At 64.5% G+C, this 20,956-nt stretch carries 24 protein-coding genes; 15 read left to right on the top strand and 9 right to left on the bottom strand.

Annotated elements, in window-relative coordinates:
- Nucleotides 1–5 precede the first annotated feature (5 nt).
- The 4 genes from ABMA59_RS11715 to deoA all read left to right on the top strand — a co-directional run bounded on the left by ABMA59_RS11715 (nt 6) and on the right by deoA (nt 3,010).
- Nucleotides 6–266 (top strand): hypothetical protein, encoded by a 261-nt coding sequence (locus ABMA59_RS11715; protein ID WP_349005527.1) that lies wholly within the window; start codon nt 6–8, stop codon nt 264–266.
- A gap of 53 nt (nt 267–319) precedes the next feature.
- Entirely contained in the window at nt 320–709 is a 390-nt protein-coding gene (gene cdd / locus ABMA59_RS11710) for a cytidine deaminase (RefSeq protein ID WP_349005526.1), read from the top strand.
- Nucleotides 706–1,503 carry a purine-nucleoside phosphorylase gene (locus ABMA59_RS11705; protein ID WP_349005525.1) on the top strand — a complete coding sequence of 266 codons (798 nt, stop codon included), beginning with the start codon at nt 706–708 and terminating at the stop codon, nt 1,501–1,503. The genes cdd and ABMA59_RS11705 overlap by 4 nt, the downstream gene beginning before the upstream one ends.
- Nucleotides 1,504–1,684: 181 nt before the next feature.
- On the top strand, nt 1,685–3,010 hold the full coding sequence (gene deoA, locus ABMA59_RS11700; protein WP_349005524.1) for a thymidine phosphorylase: 1,326 nt from the start codon (nt 1,685–1,687) through the stop codon (nt 3,008–3,010).
- On the opposite strand, the gene ABMA59_RS11695 is transcribed toward deoA, so the two are convergent.
- The 3 genes from ABMA59_RS11695 to ABMA59_RS11685 all read right to left on the bottom strand — a co-directional run bounded on the left by ABMA59_RS11695 (nt 3,004) and on the right by ABMA59_RS11685 (nt 5,562).
- Nucleotides 3,004–3,564 carry a TIGR02281 family clan AA aspartic protease gene (locus ABMA59_RS11695; protein WP_349005523.1) on the bottom strand — a complete coding sequence of 187 codons (561 nt, stop codon included), beginning with the start codon at nt 3,562–3,564 and terminating at the stop codon, nt 3,004–3,006. The genes deoA and ABMA59_RS11695 overlap by 7 nt on opposite strands.
- Before the next feature lie 127 nt (nt 3,565–3,691).
- Entirely contained in the window at nt 3,692–4,318 is a 627-nt protein-coding gene (gene upp / locus ABMA59_RS11690) for a uracil phosphoribosyltransferase (RefSeq protein ID WP_349005522.1), read from the bottom strand.
- Nucleotides 4,319–4,590: 272 nt separating this feature from the next.
- The gene (locus ABMA59_RS11685) at nt 4,591–5,562 is read right to left on the bottom strand and encodes an adenosine deaminase (RefSeq protein WP_349005521.1); all 972 of its coding nucleotides are present in this window, start codon (nt 5,560–5,562) and stop codon (nt 4,591–4,593) included.
- Nucleotides 5,563–5,665: 103 nt separating this feature from the next.
- Between ABMA59_RS11685 and ubiE the strand changes: the two genes are divergently transcribed.
- From ubiE to coaBC, 5 genes are all read left to right on the top strand, one after another.
- The gene (gene ubiE, locus ABMA59_RS11680; RefSeq protein WP_349005520.1) at nt 5,666–6,442 is read left to right on the top strand and encodes a bifunctional demethylmenaquinone methyltransferase/2-methoxy-6-polyprenyl-1,4-benzoquinol methylase UbiE; all 777 of its coding nucleotides are present in this window, start codon (nt 5,666–5,668) and stop codon (nt 6,440–6,442) included.
- Between the two features lie 7 nt (nt 6,443–6,449).
- Complete coding sequence (gene ubiB, locus ABMA59_RS11675) at nt 6,450–8,024, top strand: 2-polyprenylphenol 6-hydroxylase (protein WP_349005519.1); 1,575 nt, start codon at nt 6,450–6,452, stop codon at nt 8,022–8,024.
- A gap of 63 nt (nt 8,025–8,087) precedes the next feature.
- Complete coding sequence (locus ABMA59_RS11670) at nt 8,088–8,369, top strand: FitA-like ribbon-helix-helix domain-containing protein (RefSeq protein WP_349005518.1); 282 nt, start codon at nt 8,088–8,090, stop codon at nt 8,367–8,369.
- On the top strand, nt 8,356–8,781 hold the full coding sequence (locus tag ABMA59_RS11665) for a type II toxin-antitoxin system VapC family toxin (protein WP_349005517.1): 426 nt from the start codon (nt 8,356–8,358) through the stop codon (nt 8,779–8,781). Before ABMA59_RS11670 ends, ABMA59_RS11665 begins: the two co-directional genes overlap by 14 nt.
- A complete protein-coding gene (coaBC, locus tag ABMA59_RS11660) occupies nt 8,778–9,995 on the top strand; it encodes a bifunctional phosphopantothenoylcysteine decarboxylase/phosphopantothenate--cysteine ligase CoaBC (RefSeq protein WP_349005516.1) in 1,218 nt (405 codons plus the stop codon). The genes ABMA59_RS11665 and coaBC overlap by 4 nt, the downstream gene beginning before the upstream one ends.
- Nucleotides 9,996–10,041: 46 nt before the next feature.
- On the opposite strand, the gene ABMA59_RS11655 is transcribed toward coaBC, so the two are convergent.
- The 4 genes from ABMA59_RS11655 to ABMA59_RS11640 form a co-directional block, all read right to left on the bottom strand.
- Entirely contained in the window at nt 10,042–10,239 is a 198-nt protein-coding gene (locus ABMA59_RS11655) for a hypothetical protein (protein WP_349005515.1), read from the bottom strand.
- A 152-nt stretch (nt 10,240–10,391) separates the two neighbouring features.
- Entirely contained in the window at nt 10,392–12,257 is a 1,866-nt protein-coding gene (locus ABMA59_RS11650; RefSeq protein WP_349005514.1) for a cation:proton antiporter domain-containing protein, read from the bottom strand.
- Between the two features lie 458 nt (nt 12,258–12,715).
- Complete coding sequence (locus ABMA59_RS11645) at nt 12,716–13,069, bottom strand: hypothetical protein (protein ID WP_349005513.1); 354 nt, start codon at nt 13,067–13,069, stop codon at nt 12,716–12,718.
- A gap of 124 nt (nt 13,070–13,193) precedes the next feature.
- On the bottom strand, nt 13,194–13,640 hold the full coding sequence (locus ABMA59_RS11640; RefSeq protein WP_349005512.1) for a baeRF12 domain-containing protein: 447 nt from the start codon (nt 13,638–13,640) through the stop codon (nt 13,194–13,196).
- Nucleotides 13,641–13,894: 254 nt separating this feature from the next.
- On the opposite strand from ABMA59_RS11640, the gene cysG reads away from it, so the two are divergent.
- The 5 genes from cysG to ABMA59_RS11615 all read left to right on the top strand — a co-directional run bounded on the left by cysG (nt 13,895) and on the right by ABMA59_RS11615 (nt 18,706).
- On the top strand, nt 13,895–15,343 hold the full coding sequence (gene cysG / locus ABMA59_RS11635) for a siroheme synthase CysG (protein ID WP_349005511.1): 1,449 nt from the start codon (nt 13,895–13,897) through the stop codon (nt 15,341–15,343).
- A complete protein-coding gene (locus ABMA59_RS11630; protein WP_349005510.1) occupies nt 15,340–15,636 on the top strand; it encodes a DUF2849 domain-containing protein in 297 nt (98 codons plus the stop codon). Before cysG ends, ABMA59_RS11630 begins: the two co-directional genes overlap by 4 nt.
- Nucleotides 15,637–15,666: 30 nt before the next feature.
- Entirely contained in the window at nt 15,667–17,337 is a 1,671-nt protein-coding gene (locus ABMA59_RS11625) for a nitrite/sulfite reductase (RefSeq protein WP_349005509.1), read from the top strand.
- Complete coding sequence (locus ABMA59_RS11620) at nt 17,312–18,061, top strand: phosphoadenylyl-sulfate reductase (protein WP_349005508.1); 750 nt, start codon at nt 17,312–17,314, stop codon at nt 18,059–18,061. The genes ABMA59_RS11625 and ABMA59_RS11620 overlap by 26 nt, the downstream gene beginning before the upstream one ends.
- Before the next feature lie 84 nt (nt 18,062–18,145).
- Nucleotides 18,146–18,706, top strand: coding sequence for a DUF934 domain-containing protein (locus ABMA59_RS11615; protein WP_349005507.1), 561 nt, complete (start codon nt 18,146–18,148; stop codon nt 18,704–18,706).
- 50 nt (nt 18,707–18,756) lie between these two features.
- On the opposite strand, the gene ABMA59_RS11610 is transcribed toward ABMA59_RS11615, so the two are convergent.
- Nucleotides 18,757–19,569 carry a class I SAM-dependent methyltransferase gene (locus ABMA59_RS11610; RefSeq protein ID WP_349005506.1) on the bottom strand — a complete coding sequence of 271 codons (813 nt, stop codon included), beginning with the start codon at nt 19,567–19,569 and terminating at the stop codon, nt 18,757–18,759.
- A gap of 259 nt (nt 19,570–19,828) precedes the next feature.
- Complete coding sequence (locus tag ABMA59_RS11605) at nt 19,829–20,044, bottom strand: hypothetical protein (protein ID WP_349005505.1); 216 nt, start codon at nt 20,042–20,044, stop codon at nt 19,829–19,831.
- 262 nt (nt 20,045–20,306) lie between these two features.
- On the opposite strand from ABMA59_RS11605, the gene grpE reads away from it, so the two are divergent.
- Complete coding sequence (gene grpE, locus ABMA59_RS11600; RefSeq protein ID WP_349005504.1) at nt 20,307–20,936, top strand: nucleotide exchange factor GrpE; 630 nt, start codon at nt 20,307–20,309, stop codon at nt 20,934–20,936.
- Nucleotides 20,937–20,956: the final 20 nt, after the last annotated feature.

The following is a 20,956-nucleotide window of genomic DNA, read 5'->3' as shown; positions in this document are numbered from 1 at the left end:
AGATGATGAGACGTTTTCTGTTGGCCGCCGCCCTATCCCTGGCGCCGGCCGCGACCCTCGCCGACACGACCGTCAATGTGTCCGTCGATTTCGAGAAGGACTACATGAAGTACTACTGCGTTTATGAGAGCAATCTCTATTCGCTGGGGGCTGACATGTGTTCGGCCGACGGCCACGTCCAGGTCTGCGTTCTGGACGACAAGCAGTCGCCCAGGGCGAGTTGGAAGGTGGACACGCAACTCTGCGCGGCCGCGACCGACGAATAGACGGACCGCCGCGCCTCTTGCGTGCCCTCGGTAAACAGGCTGGATGGTCGACGATGCGTGAACTCTTCCTCGCGGCGCGCGAGGCAATGGCGAAATCCTATGCGCCCTATTCGAAATTCCCGGTTGGAGCGGCGATCCGCACGACCGACGGTCGTGTCTTCGCCGGCTGCAATATCGAGGTCGCCTCTTATCCGGAAGGCTGGTGCGCCGAGACCACGGCGCTCGGCCATTACATCATGGGCGGCGGCGGCGAGATTGCCGAAATCGCAGTGGTGGCGGAGCGCATGGCGCGCATCACACCGTGCGGAGGCTGCCGCCAGCGGTTGGCGGAGTTCGCCGGCCCGGATGCAAAGCTCTATCTCTGCGACGATGCCGGCGTGGTCGAGACGGTCACCATCGGTCAGATGCTGCCCTACGGATTCGAAGGAAAGGTCTTGAAATGACCGATGCTGTCGCCACGCTGGTCGAGCGGCTCGGCGGCCGCATGCCGAAGGTCGCTGTCGTGCTCGGCTCCGGCCTGGGCGATCTTGTCGACGAGGTCGAGGACGCGATCCGCATTCCCTATGCCGACCTGCCCGGCTTTCCCAGAAGCGGTGTCACCGGCCATGCCGGCACGCTGGTCAGCGGCCGCTTCGGCGGCGCGGAAGTTCTGCTGCTTGCCGGCCGCTCGCATTATTACGAGCACGGCAATGCAGCCGCCATGCGCCCGGCGCTGGAAATCCTCGCCGCGATCGGCGTCACCACTTTGATCCTTACAAATGCCGCAGGCTCGCTCGATCCAGCCATGCCGCCGGGCTCGGTCATGCTGATCGAGGACCACATCAATTTCGCCGGCGCCAACCCGCTGATTGGCGAGCCAACCGACGCGCGCTTCGTCGGCCTGACCGAAGCCTATGACCGCGACCTGCGCGCCGCCATCGTCAGGGCCGCCGAGGCGACAGGCACGCCGCTGCACAAGGGCGTCTACATGTGGTTCTCCGGCCCGTCCTTCGAGACGCCGGCCGAAATCCGCATGGCGCGCATCATGGACGCCACCGCAGTCGGTATGTCGACCGTGCCCGAAGTCATCATCGCCCGCTTCCTCGGCCTGCGCGCCGCCGCCTGTTCGGTGATCACCAATCTTGCAGCCGGCATGACGGGGGCGGAACTGTCGCATCAGGAGACCAAGGACATGGCCCCGCTGGGTGGCCGAAGGCTGGCTGCGGTGTTGAAGAAGATGTTCGAGGAGGGGATATGAGCAGCGCGGCCTTTCCCTCCCCCTTGCGGGGAGGGTGCCGAGCGAAGCGAGGCGGGTGGGGTCACCTCAACCTGCTCCGACGCTCATTTGCTGCGCGTGGCGGCTTATGTAGCGCTTGGCCGCAGCGACCCCACCCCCGGCCTTCGGCCGGACCCTCCCCTCCAAGGGGAGGGAAAGACTGATGCTCCCGCAGGAAATCATCCGCGCCAAACGCGACGGCAGAGCACTCCCGCCCAAAGACATCGCCACCTTCATTGCCGGTCTCACCTCCGGCGCCGTCTCCGAGGGCCAGGCAGCCGCCTTCGCCATGGCCGTCTTCTTCAACGGCATGCGCCGCGAGGAGGCGGTGGCGCTCACGCTCGCCATGCGCGATTCCGGAAAAGTGCTCGACTGGTCGGACCTGCCGGGACCCTCCACCGACAAGCACTCGACCGGCGGCATCGGCGACAATGTCTCGCTGATGCTGGCGCCGATCGTTGCGGCCTGCGGCGCCTATGTGCCGATGATCTCCGGCCGCGGTTTGGGCCACACCGGCGGCACGCTGGACAAGATGGACGCTATCCCAGGCTACGTCAGCCAGCCGGACAACGACCTGTTCCGAAAGGTTGTGCGCTCGGCCGGTTGCGCCATCATCGGCCAGACCGCCGCGCTGGCTCCTGCCGACAAGCGCCTCTATGCCATCCGTGACGTCACCGCGACGGTGGAATCGATCCCGCTGATCACCGCCTCGATCCTCTCCAAGAAACTGGCGGCCGGCCTCCAGTCGCTGGTGCTGGACGTCAAGGTCGGCAACGGCGCCTTCATGGAAAAATCCCGCGATGCGGCCGCACTCGCCAAGAGTCTGGTCGAGGTCGCCAACGGCGCGGGACTGAAGACCTCGGCGCTGATCACCGGCATGAACGAACCGCTGGCGCTTGCCGCCGGCAATGCCGTGGAAGTCGCCAACGCCGTCGATTTCCTGACCGGCCGGACCCGCGACCCCCGCCTGGAAAAGGTGACATTGGCGCTCTGCGGTGAGATGCTTCTTTCGTGCGGCATCGCCTCCTCTCACGCCGATGGTCTCGAGCGGGCGCGCGAGGCGCTGAACAGCGGCCGCGCGGCGGAACGATTTGCCCGCATGGTGCACGATCTCGGCGGACCGGCTGACTTCGTTGAGAAACATGCGAACCGCCTGCCGCATGCCCCGGTCGAGCGTGTTGTTCCCGCTGCGCGCACCGGTTTCGTCACCCATATCGCGACGCGCGACATCGGGCTTGCCGTGGTTGGTCTTGGCGGCGGCAGGAAGCGGCCGGGCGACCGCGTCGATCTCGCTGTCGGTTTCACCCGGCTGCTGCCGCTCGGCGCCGAGGTCCGGGCCGGCGATGCGCTGGCGCATGTCCATGCCCGCACGGTCGCCGATGCCGAAGCGGCTGCCGCCGCGCTTGCCGCCGCCTATGGGATCGGGGAGGCCAAGCCCCCCGGCAAAGACCCGGTGGTGAGGCGCGTCACGGCGAGCGACGCCTACTGAACCAGCAGCAGCGTGCCCTGGTCGACCTGGAATTTCTTCAGCCGGTTGAGAAAAGTCATGCCGATCAGCGTGCTGTTCAATGCCTGGTCCTCGAGCACCAGCGCCTGTACGTTCTCCACGGCAATGCGGCCGATCTCGAGGCGGTCGACCATGACCATCGTCGCTCGCGCCTGGCCGTTGGCGGTGTTCACGGTGTTCTTCATGTCGGAAGGTTTCACCTGAAGCCCGAGCCGTCGGGCCGTCGACAGGTTGAAGGCGACGGCGGTGGCGCCGGTATCGATCATCGCCTCGACCTTGCGGCCGTTGATCTTGAAGTTGCCGACATAGTGGCCGCGGTCGTCGGCCGTGATTTGCACCTTGCGGCCGCTGGGTGCGGGGTTGGCCGAAACGATCATCGGCTTGGTCGCGATCGGCGGCAGTTCGGCAACCGTGGTCGGTTCAGCCGCGCGCGACCCGAGAAGCGCCTGAAACGCTGCGGGATTGCTCTGGTAGATCAGCGGCACGGCCGCCGACGACCCGATACATATGCCGATAAGGATAGCGCTGCGCAGCATGTGGAACCCGTCTTGCCGCGCAGCACTTTATCGCCGGAAAACCTCTGTCGCCTTAATGGCGCACGGGTGTTGGGCCGTGACCAGAAACCTTCGTAAATAATGGGTTAACGGCTGCCTGAAATCCCCGCTACTTCGTCCCATAGAGCCGGTCGCCCGCGTCCCCCAGGCCGGGAACGATGTAGCCTTTCTCGTTCAGTTCGCGGTCGATCGAGGCGGTGAACACCGGCACGTCGGGATGGGCGGCGGTGAAGCGCTGGATGCCTTCCGGCGCTGCCAGCAGGCAGAGATAACGCAAATTCGTCGCACCCCGCCCCTTCAGCTTGTCGATCGCCGCGATGGCCGAATTGGCGGTGGCCAGCATCGGGTCGACGACGATCACCAGCCGGTCGGCAAGGTCGCTCGGCGCCTTGAAGAAATACTCGACGGCCTCCAGCGTCTCATGGTCGCGGTAGAGCCCGATATGGGCGACGCGCGCCGCGGGCACGAGGTCGAGCAAGCCTTCGAGCAGGCCGTTGCCGGCGCGCAGCACCGAGGCGAACACCAGTTTCTTGCCTTCCAGCGTCGGCGCTTCCATTGTTTCCATAGGTGTCTCGATGGTCGTCGTGGTCAGTTCGAGATCGCGCGTCACCTCATAGCCGAGCAGAAGCGAAATCTCGCGCAGCAGGCGGCGAAAACTCGCGGTGGAGGTTTCCTTGTTGCGCATGATGGTCAGCTTGTGCTGCACGAGGGGGTGATCGACGACTGTGACGCCCATGGTCTGACCTTCCGCTGGTTTGCCCTGGGCCGATACTAGCGGGGCGCTGCGGCCGAAGAAATGCTGCGCCGGCTGTGAAAAGGACTTTTCCCCGATGTTGGCCCGCCTTTCCCTCCCCCTTGAGGGGAGGGTGGCCGCGAAGCGGCCGGGTGGGGTCGCCGCGGCCAAGCTTCGACCTAATGAAGCGCCGGCGTTTGGCCGCGTCGACCTCAGCCCGGCTCATTCAACTTCACTTGGTTCCGCCGGTTCGCCTGAAACGGCAGGGCTGGCCTTCACCGCTTCTTCTCCAGCCTTGCCAGCAGCGCGCTCCGCGTCTTGCGGTCGACGAAGGCGGCTTCGATCGCGGTCCTGGTCACCGCCGCCAGCGCCTTGTCCGACATGCCGAAGTGTTTGGCGGCGAGGTCGTACTCGTTCCTCAGCGTGGTCCAGAAGTAAGGCGGGTCGTCGGAACTTAGCGTCACCTTGCAGCCGGCGGCAAGCAGCACCGGAAACGGATGACTACCGAAGTCCGGGAACACTTTCAGCGCGATGTTGGAGCCAGGGCAGCATTCCATGACGATGCCTTCATCGGCGATGCGGCGCACGAGGTCGGGGTTCTCGATGGCGCGCACACCGTGGCCGATGCGGCTCGGCTTCAGATGGTCAAGCGCGCCGGCGACACTTTCCCAGCCGCCGAACTCACCGGCGTGAACCGTGATGCCCAGCCCGGCCTCGCGGGCGATCTCGAAGGCGCGCACGAAATCCTCGATGTCGCCCATCCGCTCGTCGCCGCCCATGCCGAAACCGGTTACCAGCGGGTGCCCGCATTTCGCGGCGAAGCGCGCCGCGGCTTCGACGGCTTCCACGCCGAAATGCCGCACCCCGGTGACGATCATCCGGCCCTCGATGCCGGTCTTGTCGCGCGCCCGGATCATGCCTTCGCCGAGCGCCTCCGTATAGGCTTGCGGAGACAAGCCGGCGCGGCGCGCATGATCTGGTGAGGTGAACACCTCTGAATAGATGGCGCCATCACGGGCGAGGCTGGTCAGATAGTGCTCGGTCAGCCGCGCATAATCCTCTTCGGATCGGAAAAGGTCGGCGGCGAAGTCGTAGGCCCGCAGGAACGATGTGAAATCGTGCCAGACGAAGGAGCCGTTCTGGATGAAGGGTGAGGGATCCGCGTTGTATTTGCGCGCCTGCCGGATCACCAGTTCCGGGTCGGCGGCGCCCTCGACATGGCAGTGGATTTCGGCAGTGAGCGGCATGGGCGGTTCCTTTGAACGAATCGCTGGTCTTCACGGCAATGCTGGACAATAGCGTCCCCGCCGTGCATCGGGTATCTTGATCGCCGGAGAACGGGTCACGTTTATGACAGAACAACGGACAATCGCTGCGGGCGGCATGCAGACGTCATACGGTTTCCGCGAGGTGGCGGATGACGAGAAGCAGCCGCTTGTCGATGCCGTGTTTCACCGCGTCGCCAACCGCTACGATCTGATGAACGACCTGATGTCAGGCGGTCTGCACCGGTTGTGGAAAGACGCGATGGTCGCCTGGCTCAATCCGCCGCGCCGCGCCGGCTGGCGCTCGCTGGATGTTGCCGGCGGCACCGGTGACATCGCCTTCCGCATCGTCGATGCCTCGGGCGGTAACGCAAAGGCGACCGTGCTCGACATCAACGGCTCCATGCTGGCCGTCGGCCGCGAGCGGGCCGCGAAGCGCGATCTCGAAGACAATGTCGATTTCGTCGAGGCGAACGCCGAGAATCTGCCTTTCCCGGACGAAACGTTCGACGCCTACACCATCGCTTTCGGCATCCGCAACGTGCCGCATATTGACGCAGCTTTGGCTGAAGCCTTCCGCGTGCTGAAGCCGGGCGGCCGTTTCCTTTGCCTCGAATTCTCGGAGGTCGACATGCCCATCCTCGACCGGATCTATGAGGAGTGGTCGTTCAAGGCGATCCCGCCGATCGGAAGAGTGGTGACGGGCGACGCCGAGCCCTATGCCTATCTGGTGGAATCGATCCGCAAATTTCCCAACCAGGCGAACTTCGCCGACATGATCAGGCGCGCCGGTTTCGAGCGCGTCGCCTGGCGGAATTATTCCGGCGGCATAGCGGCCCTGCACTCCGGCTGGAAGCTTTGACGCCCGCATGACCTCGATCGGAGCGGGCTTCAGGCTGATCAGAGCCGGCTGGATCATGACGCGCGAAGGCGTCTTCGCGGCTTTGCCGGGCGAGGAGCTTTCCGGCGCCCCGCGTCTTGCCTGGCGGCTGACGAAATTCCTGGCGCGGCCCCGCGCAATGCGCCGGCAGCGGTCGGAGCGTCTGGCCGGCGCAGTGTCGCGGCTGGGTCCTTCCTATGTGAAACTCGGCCAGTTCCTGGCGACGCGGCCGGACGTGGTCGGCAACGATATCGCGCTGGACCTCGCCAAGCTGCAGGATCGCATGGCGACCTTTCCGACCGCGCAGGCGGTGGACGCGATCGAAGGATCGCTCGGCCGGCCGGTGTCGGACCTGTTCGCGTCTTTCGGCGAACCGGTCGCCGCCGCCTCAATTGCCCAGGTCCATCCGGCCGAAGTGATGCGCGACGGCGATGTTCGCAAGGTCGCGGTGAAGGTGATCCGTCCCGGCGTGCGCCGCGCCTTCTTCCATGACCTCGAAAGCTATTTTCTCGCGGCGCGGCTGCAGGAAAGGTTCATCCCGTCGTCGCGGCGCTTGCGCCCGGTCGAGGTGACGCAGACGCTTGCCCAGACGACAAAGATCGAGATGGATCTGCGGCTGGAGGCAGCCGCCCTTTCCGAGATCGGCGAGAACACCCGCGACGATCCCGGCTTCCGCGTGCCGCAGGTCGACTGGGAGCGCACCGGCCGCGACGTCGTCACCATGGAATGGATCGACGGCATCAAGATGAACGACATCGACGGCCTGCGCGCCGCCGGCCACGATCTGAAGGCGATCGCCGCCCATCTCGTGCAGTCCTTCCTGCGCCACACGCTGCGCGACGGGTTTTTCCACGCCGACATGCATCCGGGAAACCTGTTCGTCGAAGCGGACGGCACGATCGTCGCCGTCGACCTCGGCATCTCCGGCCGTCTCGGCAAGAAGGAGCGTCACTTCCTGGCCGAAATCCTGTTCGGCTTCATCACCCGCGACTATGTGCGCGTGGCCGAGGTGCATTTCGAGGCAGGCTACGTGCCGCGCCAGCACAATGTCGCGTCCTTCGCCCAGGCCATCCGCGCCATCGGCGAACCGATCCACGGCCAGCCGGCCGAGACGATCTCCATGGCGAAGCTGCTCACCCTGCTGTTCGAGGTAACCGAACTGTTCGACATGGCAACCCGGCCGGAACTCGTGCTCCTGCAGAAGACCATGGTGGTGGTGGAGGGCGTCGCGCGCACGCTCGATCCCGCCTTCAACATGTGGAAAACGTCCGAGCCTGTCGTCGCTCAATGGATCCGGCACAATCTCGGGCCGCGCGGCCTGCTGACCGACGCGCGCGACGGCGTGAATGCGCTGCTTTCGCTGGCCCGCCAGGCACCCGACCTCGCCGCCCGCACGGAACGCCTGTCCCGCGAGATCGACGCCATGGCCGAACACGGCCTGCGCTTCGACGAGGCGACGGCGCAGGCCATCGGCAAGGCCGAGGCCCGCCACACCCGCGCCGGCCGCATCGCCCTTTGGGTAATCGCGGCGGCGGTGGTCTGGATTGCATGGCATCTAGCTTGATTGCATTGCAATCATTGAATACATTGCGGGCATTGCAATCCACCGTCAGGCAGGAGGCCGGACATGGCAAACATGACCGTCAGGAATGTCGAGGACGAGACAAAACAGCGGCTGCGGCTTCGCGCGGCCCGCAACGGCAATTCGTTGGAGGCGGAGTTGCGGGTGATACTGCGCGATGCCGCTTTTGGGCGCGATGAGTCTCCCCGACGAACCAATCTCTACGATGCGATAAGAGAGTTGGTGGAACCGCATGGCGGGTTCGAAATTCCGATCCCACCGCGTCAGCCTGCGCCTGGTCCCATCCCCTTTGAAGACTGGGACGAAGAGGCCGATGATCATCCTTGATACCGACGTAATTTCGGAGATATTCCGGCCTGTCCCTGATCGAACCGTCGCCGGCTGGCTGAGAGAACAACCTCTGAGCCAGGTGTTCGTGACCGCCGTGAATAAGGCCGAACTTCTGACCGGCCTTGCGTTGATGAGCGATGGCGAGCGAAAACAAGCGCTCGCCGACGCTATCGAACGCTTCTTCGAGGAAAGCTTGATGACGCCGGTTCTCGGTTTTGACGAGGCTACGGCCATTCAGTATGCGCGGATATTCTCGCATCGTCGCACGTCCGGGCGACCTATCGCAGAAATGGACTGCGAGATTGCCGCGATTGCGCTGACACACGGATATACCGTTGCAACGCGGAACGTTGGCGATTTCGAAAACTGTGGCATCGGCGTCATCAATCCGTGGGAAGCGCTATCATGACCCTGTCGTCTAAGCGCATCCTTCTGATCGTCGGTGGCGGCATCGCCGCCTACAAGGCGCTCGACCTGATCCGCCGCCTGCGCGAGCGTGGCGCTTCGGTGCGGGCCGTTATGACGAAAGCAGCCACGGAATTCGTGACACCTTTGTCGGTCGGCACGCTGACTGCCGATCGCATCTTCAGCGACCTGTTCGACCGCGATGACGAACACGATGTCGGCCACATCCGCCTGTCGCGCGAGGCCGATCTCGTCGTGGTCGCCCCCGCCACCGCCGACCTGATGGCCAAGCTGGCCAACGGGCTGGCCAACGACCTCGCCTCCGCCGTGCTGCTCGCCACGGACAAGCCGGTTCTGATGGCGCCGGCCATGAACCCGAGAATGTGGAGCCATCCGGCGACGCGCCGTAACCGCGCGACGCTGGCCAAGGATGGCGTATCGTTTATCGGCCCGAACCGGGGCGAGATGGCCGAAAGCGGCGAGGCGGGCGAGGGCCGCATGGCCGAGCCGCTGGAGATCGTTGCCGCGATCGAGGCTGCCCTGTCGCCAAGACCCGGCCCGCTTGCCGGGCGAAAGATAATCGTCACCTCCGGCCCCACCCACGAGCCGATCGACCCGGTTCGCTACATTGCCAACCGTTCCTCCGGCAAGCAGGGTCATGCCATCGCGGCTGCCCTGGCTGCGCTTGGCGCCGACGTGCGGCTGGTTTCGGGGCCGGTCAATCTTGCTGATCCGAAGGGCGTCCGCACGATCCATGTCGAGACAGCGCGCGACATGATGCAAGCGGTGGAGGCCGAACTGCCGGCCGACGCGGCGGTGTTCGTCGCGGCGGTCGCCGACTGGCGCAGCGACAGCGAGGCAGGCGCGAAGATCAAGAAGGTTGCAGGCGAGGGGCCGCCGGTGCTCAAGATGCTCGAGAACCCCGACATCCTCTCGACCATCGGCCACCATGCCCGAAGGCCGTATCTCGTCGTCGGCTTCGCCGCCGAGACCAACGATTTGATCGCCAACGCGCAGGCCAAGCTCAGCCGCAAAGGCGCCGACTTCATCGTCGCCAACGACGTCAGCGCCGAGGGCGGCGCGATGGGCGGCGACCGTAACCGCGTGCGCATCGTCTCGAAGGCCGGCGTCGAGGAATGGCCGGACATGGCGAAGGACGAGGTGGCCAAACGGCTCGCCGACCTGATCGCAGCGAGGCTGCGGACCCTGGAAGTGTAGGTGCCGAACCGCTCGCTGTTCGTCCCCTAAGTGCCCCGGGCAAAAGTCAGTATCCGCGCTCGCCCTGTCGCATGAGTTTTTTGACGCGGTGGCGCTGGTAGGCGTCGATTTGCCGAAACAGCGGCGTTTTTCGTTCGAAGATCAGATGGGTGATCGAAACGAAGAAGGCTCCCTCGGTCTTGTGGCCCTCCACTTCCAGCTTGCAGAGGATGCCGCCCTCATCTCCTGCATAGTGGACGTTCACGATCTTACACCGGCTGATCGTTGCCGACGTTGAAAACGCTCCGACAAGGTTCGAACCAGATCCCAAGTTGGCCTGGCTTCCAAGGGAAGCGAGGCTGTCAGTTCGGCGAGAAGCCGGTTCGTGTTTTCAAGATTGTCGATCATCGACGGCGTTCATGATTTTGGCCTAGTGTCGTCAGGATCGCCTTTGGCATCGTTGGCAGGCGGAGCATCTGTCGAGGACCCCGGCTCCTCGTCCGGCAGTCGCGGCTGCGGCGACTTGACCGTCTCGTCGACGATTAGTTCGACGATGCCGCGCGCGATCTCGCGCTCGCCCATGATCACCGTATCGGCGCCAAGTCCTTTCAGATGTTCAACTTCCGCGTCGAAGTGGGCGCGGGCGATGACCACGATCGAGGGATTGGCGGCCCGCGCCCTTAGGATGACCTGCCCCGCCTCGAAAGCATTGGGGATGGCCAGCACCAGCCGCTTCGCGCCCATCGGATTCGCCGCGGCGAAGACCTGCGCGTTGGCGGCGTTGCCCTCCACCACTTCGACCCCGTCGGCATGCAATTTTGCGATCGTCTTGTCTCCGTCCTCGATAACCAGGAAGGGGAGGTTTGCATTGCGCAGCGACTCACCCACGAGACCGCCGACACGACCGTAGCCGATTAAAATCGTATGATTGACCAGCTTGGTAGGCGGTGGGCCGTCCTCCTCCCTGCGGACATTTTTCGGCGAAGCGGTTGGCGTCGCCAGTACGCCGGCCTCGGTGGCCGGGCCGGCGGCCTTGGCTTCCGTTGCCGCGGCACCCTTGCCGAAGCGTCCTTCGGCCCATGGTTTCATCCGTTCGGCGGCCGCGAACACCAATGGATTGAGCACGATCGACAGGATTGCGCCGGCCAGGATCAGGTCGCGGCCCTGTTCCGGCAGCAGGCCCAACCCGACGCCCAACTCAGCGAGGATAAACGAGAATTCGCCGATCTGCGCCAGGCTGGCGGAGATGATCAGGGCCGTGCCGATCGGATAGCGGAAAGCGATGACGATCAGGAAAGCCGCCGCCGACTTGCCGATGACGATGATGAACAGCGTCGCCAGGATCGGCCATGTTTCCCGCAGCAGGCTGGTCGGATCGAACAGCATGCCGACCGAGACGAAGAACAGTACGGAGAACGCATCGCGCAAAGGCAGCGATTCTTCGGCTGCGCGGTGCGACAGCGGCGATTCGCTCATGATCATGCCGGCGAAGAAGGCGCCCAGCGCCAGCGACACGCCGAACAGCTTCGCGGCGCCGAAGGCGACGCCGAGCGCGATCGCCAGGACGGAAAGCCGGAAAAGTTCGCGGGACCCCGTATGCGCAACGTAGTGCAGCACCCAAGGAATGAGCCGCCGTCCAACCACCAGCATGACGACGACGAAAGCCGCTACTTTGGCAAGCGTCACCCCTAGAACACCCCACACGCTGAAGTCGAACTGGAAAGGCGGCATCGGTATATTGCGCTCGGTGGAGCCGCCGAGCAGGCCAGCAACGGCCGGCAGAATGACCAGCGCCAGCACCATGGCGAGATCCTCGACGATCAGCCAGCCGACCGCGATGCGGCCGCGCTCGGTCTCGATCATGCGCCGGTCCTGCAGGGCTTTCAGCAGCACCACGGTACTCGCCACCGAAAGCGCCAGGCCGAAGACCAGCCCGGCGCCGGCCGACCAGCCGAGCATCCAGGCCAGCCCCCAGCCCAACAGGGTGGCGAAGCCGATCTGCACGACCGCGCCGGGGACGGCGATGGCGCGCACCGAAAGCAGGTCCTTAAGCGAAAAATGCAGACCGACGCCGAACATCAAAAGGATGACGCCGATTTCGGCGAGTTCCAGCGCCAGTTCCTGATCGGCGACGAAACCCGGCGTATGCGGTCCCACCAGCACGCCAGCGATCAGATATCCGACCAGCGGAGGGATACGGAAGCGGTTGGCGAGAGCGCCTAGAATGAATGCCAGCCCCAGACCGGCGACGATTGTTGCGATAAGGGGCATCTCATGCGGCATCGTTCAGGTGTCGCCTTTCAGGTCCAGTGCGTGCGGGAAGCGCGAAAGCGCAGTCTTTGCAATATGGTGGATGCTGCCGGGGGCGCGCAACCCTTGGCGATTGTGTTTGTCGTTTTGACGGCACAAAAGTGATTGAAGGAATAGAGATTTCAGACTCGGTCTTCGAACAGGCCGAGATCGATGTTCTGCCCACCGCAGAAGATTCCGAGAAGCATCACCCGTTGTTGTCCCACGGCGAAAGCGATGCTGACCCTGCGACGGTAGCCTACGTTCCGCGCCCACCATCGCCTCGACCTCCTCATCTCTCGCGCGCATCTCGCAAGGCACGGCTCGGAGGTTGTCGGCGCGGCATCGGTGTAGCCGCCGTCAGACTTGGATTGTTGACCGCAGCCGCGCAACAGCGTCGTTGCGCGGCTCAAGCGTCTTCCACCATGCTGGTTTAGTCACGTCGCAGGTCGTCAGAGGTCAAAGCGTAACGAGACGCCAGGGGGCCGATAGTACCGCGGGTAGTAGCGCGGGGCGAACCCGTAACTCCTGCCGTAATATGGGCCGTATCCATAGTGCCTGCGTTGGTAACAGCCGCCATAGTAATAGCAGCGTTCCCGCGCCGCATATCGACGGTAGGCGCGCCGCTCCGCACGACGCTGCTGCCTCTGCCAATGCCGATAGGTATGAGAGGCCTGTTGCACATCAGTGCGGCCCTGCTCGACCTGCGGCACGAAAATCGTGGCGGCGTTCGCCGGCACCGGTACGGCTACGGCAACCGAGGCAGCCAACGCAGTGGCCACCAGTCCAGATAGGAGCGTTTTCATCGTTGCCTCCTGGTTGGTTAGGTATTGAGGCCAACGAAACAGCGGGCGATAGGGTTCCGTGCGTGTGTTCACTGTATGTTACGCTCGTATCGGAAAAATGCCCGTTAGATGATCTGCCTCGCCCTCAAGCCGCCATCAGCATCTTCTCTATCTCGGGCACCGGGTGATTGGTCAGCGTCTTCGGATATTCAGCCACCACCATGGCCTCGACTTCCTTGTGAAGCTTCTTGCGCATCTCGCCGAGCACGACGGGCGGGGCGATCAGGATGATCTGCTTGAAGTCGCCGCGATGCGCCGCCTTGTAGAGCTTCTCGGCGATCTCCACCGCGAACCGCTCCTTGGCCACCTTGTGCCAATCGGTGTCGGCAACCGCGCTGCGGTGCGGCGAAGGGCCGTCGTTGAAGCGGCCCGGCCGGTCCGAACCCTGTTCCCGGGTCGGCGGGTTCTCTTCGGACAGTTCGCGCACGACCTCGAAATCCGGATAAAGCCCGTCTCCCTTGTTCTCCAGAAACAGCGCCTTTTCGCCATCGGCAACCACGACCCATATGCCGTGTTTGAGTTTCGCGGCCATGCGGCAACCTCCTTCATGCTGGAACGGACCTGAAGCATCGGACGATGCCTCGCCGGGCTAACGCAACCGGGTGGATCGGGGTTCCTGGCGATATAAACGTGCCAAAAAACCGCACTGCGGAAAAATTTTCTTCCGCCCTTCGCACTTGCGGAAAAGCGATTGCGTCCTGCAAACTGGCGCGCGAGTGGGTTCCTTCTGAAAAGCTCTGCCCGCGATTAAATATCAGTCTTTCCAGCCAGGAAGCCAACCGCGCCATGCCGCAGCCGTCAACCAAGCTCAACGCCTTCCCCGTCTTCCTGCGGGTCGAGGGGCGAAGCGTGGTCGTCGTCGGCAATGGCGACGAGGCACTGGCCAAGGCGCGCTTGCTTGCGCAGTCTAGCGCCCGGTTGATCGTTGTCGCCGATGCCGCCGAACCGGCCCTGCGCGGCTGGCTTGGCGAGAATGATGCCAAGCTTGTCGAAGCCGCCTATGATGCATCGGTGATCGAAGGCGCCGCGCTGGTGTTCGCTGCGAGCGGCAATGAGGCGTTGGACCGGCGCATCTCCCAGGATGCACGGCGGTTGGGCATCGCCGTCAACGCCGTCGACCGCCCCGACCTCTGCGATTTCTACACGCCCGCGATCGTCAACCGCGCACCGCTTGCCATCGCGATAGGCACTGAGGGCGCCGGCCCGGTGCTGGCCCAGTTGGTGCGGGCGCGCATCGATGCCATGCTGCCGCCATCGCTCGGGGTGCTGGCTGCACTTGCCAATTCGTTCCGAGACGCGGCCGAAAAGTTGTTTCCCAAAGGGCTGGCCCGCCGGTCGTTCTGGCATTCGTTTTTCTCGGGGGCGCCTGCCCGGGCGCTCGAGGTGAGCGGCGTGCGCGAGGCGCGCGCCGCCGCCGGCCGCCTTCTGGCCGAGCAGGGCAGGGGTGCTGGTCATGTCGCGCTGGTGGGCGCCGGTCCCGGCGCCGAGGATTTGCTGACGTTGCGCGCGCACCGGCTGCTGATGGAAGCCGACGTCATCGTTCATGACGCGCTGGTGCCGGAGGCGGTGATCGCCATGGGCCGCCGCGATGCCGAGCGGTTGCCGGTGGGCAAGCGAAAGGGCTGCCACTCCAAGACGCAATCGGAAATCAACGCGCTGCTGGTGCGGCTGGGCCGCGACGGCAAGCGCGTGGTGCGGCTGAAGTCGGGCGACCCGCTGGTGTTCGGCCGTGCCGGCGAGGAGATGCAGGCGCTGCGCGATGCGGCTATCTCCTTCGAGGTGGTGCCTGGCGTCACCTCCGCATTCGCCGCCGCCGCCGATTTCGAACTGCCGCTGACATTGCGCGGCGTGACCTCGTCGATGGTGTTTACCACCGGCCACGATCTGAAGGGAAACTCGCTGCCCGACTGGGCCAAGCTGGCGATCTCCGGCGCGACGGTCGCCGTCTATATGGGCCGCTCGGTGGCGGCCGACGTGGCGGCGCGCCTGATGGATGCCGGCCTTTCGCCCGACACCGCCGTCGCCGTGGTGGAGAATGCCAGCCTGCCCAATCGCCGCCGCTTCCACGGCACGCTTGCCGACCTGCCGTCGCTGCAAGCCCGCGACGACCTCGGCGGCCCTGTGATGACCATTATCGGCGATGCGGTGGCCGGCGGCGATTTTTCCCGCTCCGAACCGCTGGCGGCGTACCGGCCCGTATCGTCCGATGCCGAGGCTGAAGAGGCGCAATCATGAAGGTTCTGACCGCCAACCGGCTGATCGACGGCGAGGCCGTCTGGTTCTCGCCCGCGAAAATCTGGGCCGAGACCATCGCCGAGGCCGAAGTCGTCAACGACAAGGCCGGGGAAGCCGAGCTGGAAGCCGCCGGCAAGGCAGCCTTCGCCAACAACGAAGTCGTCGACGTCGAACTGATCGACGTCGAGTTGACAGACGGCGCCATCCGGCCGCTGCGCCTGCGCGAGCGCATCCGCGCCGCCGGCCCGACCAATCGCCTCGATTTGGGAAAACAGGCCAGAACGGCCGCTTGAGAGGGCAAAGAAGCCCACGGAAGCACGACCATGTACCGCTACGATGAGTTCGATCAGGATTTCGTGAAGGCCCGCGTCGCCGAGTTCACCGACCAGGTGGACAGGCGTCTTGCTGGAGAGATCACCGAGGACCAGTTTCGGCCGCTCCGGCTGATGAACGGCGTCTACCTGCAGCTCCACGCCTACATGCTGCGCATCGCCATTCCTTACGGCACGTTGAATTCGGGCCAGTTGCGCATGCTGGCCCACATCGCCCGCAAATACGACAAGGGCTACGGCCACTTCACCACCCGCCAGAACATCCAGTTCAACTGGCCGGCGCTGTCCGACATCCCGGCGATCCTGGCGGACCTCGCTTCGGTCGAGATGCATGCCATCCAGACATCAGGCAACTGCATCCGCAACGTGACCGCTGATCATTTCGCCGGCGCCGCCGCCGACGAGGTTGCCGATCCGCGCCCCTATGCCGAGATTCTCAGGCAGTGGTCATCGGTGCATCCCGAGTTCTCGTTCCTGCCGCGCAAGTTCAAGATCGCGGTGACGGGTGCGGAGCGCGACCGCGCCGCCATCCAGACCCATGACATAGGCCTGCACCTGAAGAAGAACGCAGAAGGCGAGCTTGGCTTCGCCGTCTATGTCGGCGGCGGACAGGGCCGCACGCCGATGATCGCCAAGAAGATCAGGGATTTCCTCCCCGAAAAGCACCTGCTGTCCTACGCGACGGCCATCCTGCGCGTCTACAACCTCTACGGACGGCGCGACAACAAATACAAGGCGCGCATAAAAATCCTGGTGCACGAGACCGGCACGGAAGAGTTCGCCCGCCAGGTTGAGGCCGAATGGGCTGCGTTGAAAGACAACGAACTGACCCTGCCGGCAGCCGATATCGCTTCCATCAATGCCTATTTTGCGCCGCCGGAACTCAAGGCCCGGCCGGATGGCGATCAGGCGGTGAAACTGGCTCGGCTGGATTCGAAAAGTTTCGCCGAATGGGTGGACCAGAATGTGATCACCCATCGCCACCCGGACTATGCAGCCGTGACCATCTCGCTGAAGGGCATCGGCGAAGCGCCCGGCGACGCAAGCGACAGCCAGATGGAGGCGGTGGCCGACATCGCCGACAGATACGCCTTCGGCGAAATCCGCGTCAGCCACGAGCAGAACCTGATCCTGCCGCATGTGGCGCGCGCCGACTTGAAGGCGGTCTATGACGCTCTGGTCGAGATCGACCTGGCCACGCCGAATTCCGGCCTGATCACCGATATCATCGCCTGCCCCGGCCTCGACTATTGCGCGCTGGCCAATGCCCGCTCGATCTCGGTGGCGCAGGAGATCTCCAACCGCTTCGCCTCGCTGGAGCGGCAGCGCGACATCGGCGAGCTGAAGCTGAAGATCTCCGGCTGCATCAACGCCTGCGGCCACCACCATGTCGGCCATATCGGCATTCTGGGCGTCGAGAAGAAGGGCGCGGAACTCTACCAGGTGACGCTCGGCGGTTCGGGCGACGAGCACACTTCAGTCGGCGAGATCATAGGCCGCGGCTTCGGTCCGGACGAGATTACAGACGCCATCGAGACCGTGGTCGAAACCTATCTCGCCCGCCGGTTGGACCGCTCGGAGAATTTCCTCGCCGCCTATCGCCGCCTCGGCCCGGCGCCGTTCAAGGAGGCGCTTTATGGTGGCGAAGCCAAGGCAGCCTGACGCCGACCTGACCGCCGCCGAGGAAGCCGCCGAACTCGACGCGCGCTTCGGTGGCCTAACGCCGCGCGCGGTGATCGAGGAAGCGGCTCGCCGGTCCTTTCATGGCGGTATCGCGGCCGTGTCGTCTTTCGGCGCGGATTCGGCGGTGCTGCTGCACATGATCGCCGAGGTCGACCCGGCCCTGCCGGTGATCTTCCTCGATACGGGAAAACATTTCGGCGAGACGCTGGAGTACCGCGACGCGCTGGCCGCCGATCTTGGCCTGACCGATATCCGCATCGTGACGCCTGACCAGGCGGCGCTCGACCGGCTCGATCCCGGCGGAAAACTGCACCAATCCGACACCGATGGCTGCTGCGAGATCCGAAAGGTCGAGCCGATGGCGCGCGGCGTGGCGCCGTTCCGCGCCTGGTTCACCGGCCGAAAACGCTTCCAGGCGGCAACCCGCGCCGCACTTCCGGTGTTCGAGGCGGTCGGCCCGCGCATCCGCATCAACCCGCTGGCCAAGTGGGGCACGAGCGACCTCGCCGATTATATGCGGGCGCACGCGCTGCGCGAGAATCCGCTGGTCGCCTACGGCTATCTGTCGATCGGCTGTTTTCCCTGCACCTCGATCGTCAAGCCGGGCGATGACGCCCGCAGCGGCCGCTGGGCGGGTCAGACCAAGATCGAATGCGGCATTCATCTGCCGGGTCTTGGCGAGGCACTGACGACCGCCGCCTAGAAAAAAATCGTCCCAGGCGTCTTTGCGAATAGCCAGGCCGTTTCGCCCATGGCGAGACTGGAAACCAAGCCGAGAATAAGCCATATGCTCGCCCTCATGACCGAAGTGAAGAACGAGACCGCCCCGCCCGCGCCGCGCCTGTGGACGCCGGACGGTTTTCGCGAGGACGAATGGCAGCATGCCGAAGGCGCCGAGGCGCTGGCCGGCAACGGCCGCTTCATCCTGCCGCTGCAGGTTTTCCTCGATCTCGATCCGGTGGTCCGCAAATCGGCGAAGGAGCGGCTCGGCGTGCTCCTGTTGCCGGCCGACCCCGTCGAGAAGATCGCCGATCTTCTCGACGATTTGTCGCTGGTGGCGCTGGCCTTCCCGGCCTTCAATGACGGCCGTAGCTTTTCCAAGGCCGAATTGCTGCGCAGCCGCCATGGTTTCGAGCGTGCGGTTCGCGCCACGGGACAGGTTCTGGTCGACCAGTTGCCGCATATGCTCAGGCTCGGCTTCAACGAGTTCGAGATTGTCAATCCGGTGCTGATTCGCCGCCTCGAGGAAGGCCGCGTTGGCGGCATCGGCCTTTACTACCAGCCGACCGCCAAGCCGGCGGCGGAACCCTCCAAGGGCGCGGGCTATTCCTGGCGGCGTTCGCGCTGAAGCCTCGGATCGGGACCCCAGCGCTTGCGGTTCCCGTACCGGCGGTAACGTCAGTGCGAAGCGGCGATCAGATGGGCGCGGATAGGACCCCGGATAGGCCCGCTCCCAAACGCTCTCTCAAGGTCGTCGGCCACCGCCTGCGTAGCGTCCTGCAATGACGGGTTCTTGCGCGCTTCGATTTCGGTTCTGAGCGGCGATCCCTGGCAGTAGGCGGTCGCGGCGTCGAGCGGCGTGGCGGCTGTCGCCACGTGGCCGATGGTTTCGGTTCCGAACGAGGAAAAGCCTGCCGCTTTGAGATCCGCACCGATCGCGGCCAGATCGTAATAACCGTGCGGCAGCCGCTCCATGAAGGTGGGTGGATCGGCGGGAAACAGTTTTGCCAGCGTCGCCGAGACGACGGTGACGAAGGCGTTTTCTGAAAGGCGATCCCAGACGTTGAACAGGAATGTGCCGCCAGGCGCGAGCACACGCCGCGCCTCGCTGTATCCCAAAATCCTGTCGGGAAAGAACATCACGCCGAACTGGCATGCCACGACGTCGAAGCTCCGGTCCTCGAAGGGCAGGGCCAGCGCGTCGGCCTGCTGCCAGCGGATACGATCGCTGCCGGGTGTGGTCGCGGCGGCGCGATCCAGCATGGGTTGGTTGAGATCGGTTGCCGTGATGCGCGCGCCGGCGGGAAGCCGCGATGCCATGGCCCGGGTAAGCGCGCCCGTTCCCGCGGCGGTCTCCAGCACATCGCTCGGCCTGAGCCCGACGACCCGATCCGCGAGGTATGCCGCGTAGGGATCGAACAGAAGCGGCACCATCAGACGGTTGTAGATTTCGGGGATGGACCCTGCAAACACCCTGTCGCTGGCGATCATAGGGCGACCTCAAAATTCGTCGGCGTGGCGGTCATCCTATCACGGAAATCGCTTCGAGGGCTGGACAAAATCCGGCCCGACCTTTTCGCGTTTCAGGCGTTCCGAACCTGTCTATGTCATGCGCGGCCTTGACGCACCGTCATATCGCACCGCCAGGCGACGATGCAGAAACGGAGGACCGTTACGGAAACCGAGCAAAGGCAACTTGAGGCCGCTTTGGGGAGGTCGACGGCTGGCGTGTCGGAACCGGCCGTCGCGTTCAGTTTCGTGCCTTGTGGGCGCCCCGCATGGCGCCGGCATCCTCGTTGGGCAGCCTGTCGATCTGACGCAGCAATTTCGAGAATCGATCCGGCATGTCGTGCTGGACCGAATAGAGCGGCAAGGTGCCGACAAACCTTGCCATTTGGCCGCTGCGCATCTGCCGACGGAATTCGGTCTCGAGTTTCGCAGGCTTATGGTGCTCGTCGTCGGTCATGTCCTCTTTACCCGTTGTTCGGCAAAGAAACCCGTGGGCCGCGCGAATGGTTCCGGCAAACGTCTCCTGCCATTATCGCATGGTAAAATTTGAGTAAAATCCGAACGAAACTGTGCCGCGCGGGAGCGGTCGTTTGTTGTTTTGGCTATACGCCGGCCATTCTTGCCGTGCCGAACGAAACGCCTCTGCCCCTTGATTTTTAGGCGCATAGCATCGATATCCGGCCCGACTCCGATGAATTCTGGAAATGTGGGAAATGACGATGAGCGATCAGGCGAAGGACGAGCGCGTGCCTGAAGAAAACCCGGCAGCGGGCGAGGCGGCGGCGACCGGCGAGGGCGGCGACTACGAGGCGTTGGTCAAGCTTCTCAAGGAGAACGAGGAACTCAAGGACCGCGCCCTGCGGACGGTCGCGGAAATGGAGAATCTTCGTCGCCGCACGGCCCGCGAGATCCAGGACGCGCGCGCCTATGCCGTGGCCAATTTCGCCCGCGACATGCTGTCGGTCTCCGACAATCTGCGCCGGGCGTTGGAAGCCATTCCAGCGGAAGTGCGGGCGGCCGCCGATGCCGGTCTATCCGCGCTCGTCGAAGGCGTTGAGATGACCGAGCGTTCGATGCTGTCGACCCTGGAACGCCATGGTGTGAAGAAACTCGACCCCGAGGGTGAAAAGTTCGATCCGCATTTCCACCAGGCCATGTTCGAGGTGCCGAACCCGCAAGTTCCCGCCAACACGGTGGTGCAGGTGGTCCAGCCCGGCTATTCGATCGGCGAGCGCGTCCTGCGTCCCGCGATGGTCGGCGTCGCCAAGGGCGGCCCGAAGCACCAGGCGGCGAATGACGCTCCGGCGGAACCGGGGCCCGTGAGCGGAGAGGCCGAGAGGGATGCTTGAATACGGCAGTAGGCAATAGG

Source organism: Mesorhizobium yinganensis (assembly GCF_040081985.1).
Lineage (GTDB): Bacteria > Pseudomonadota > Alphaproteobacteria > Rhizobiales > Rhizobiaceae > Kumtagia > Kumtagia yinganensis.
This window is presented reverse-complemented; position numbering and strand designations above follow the sequence as displayed.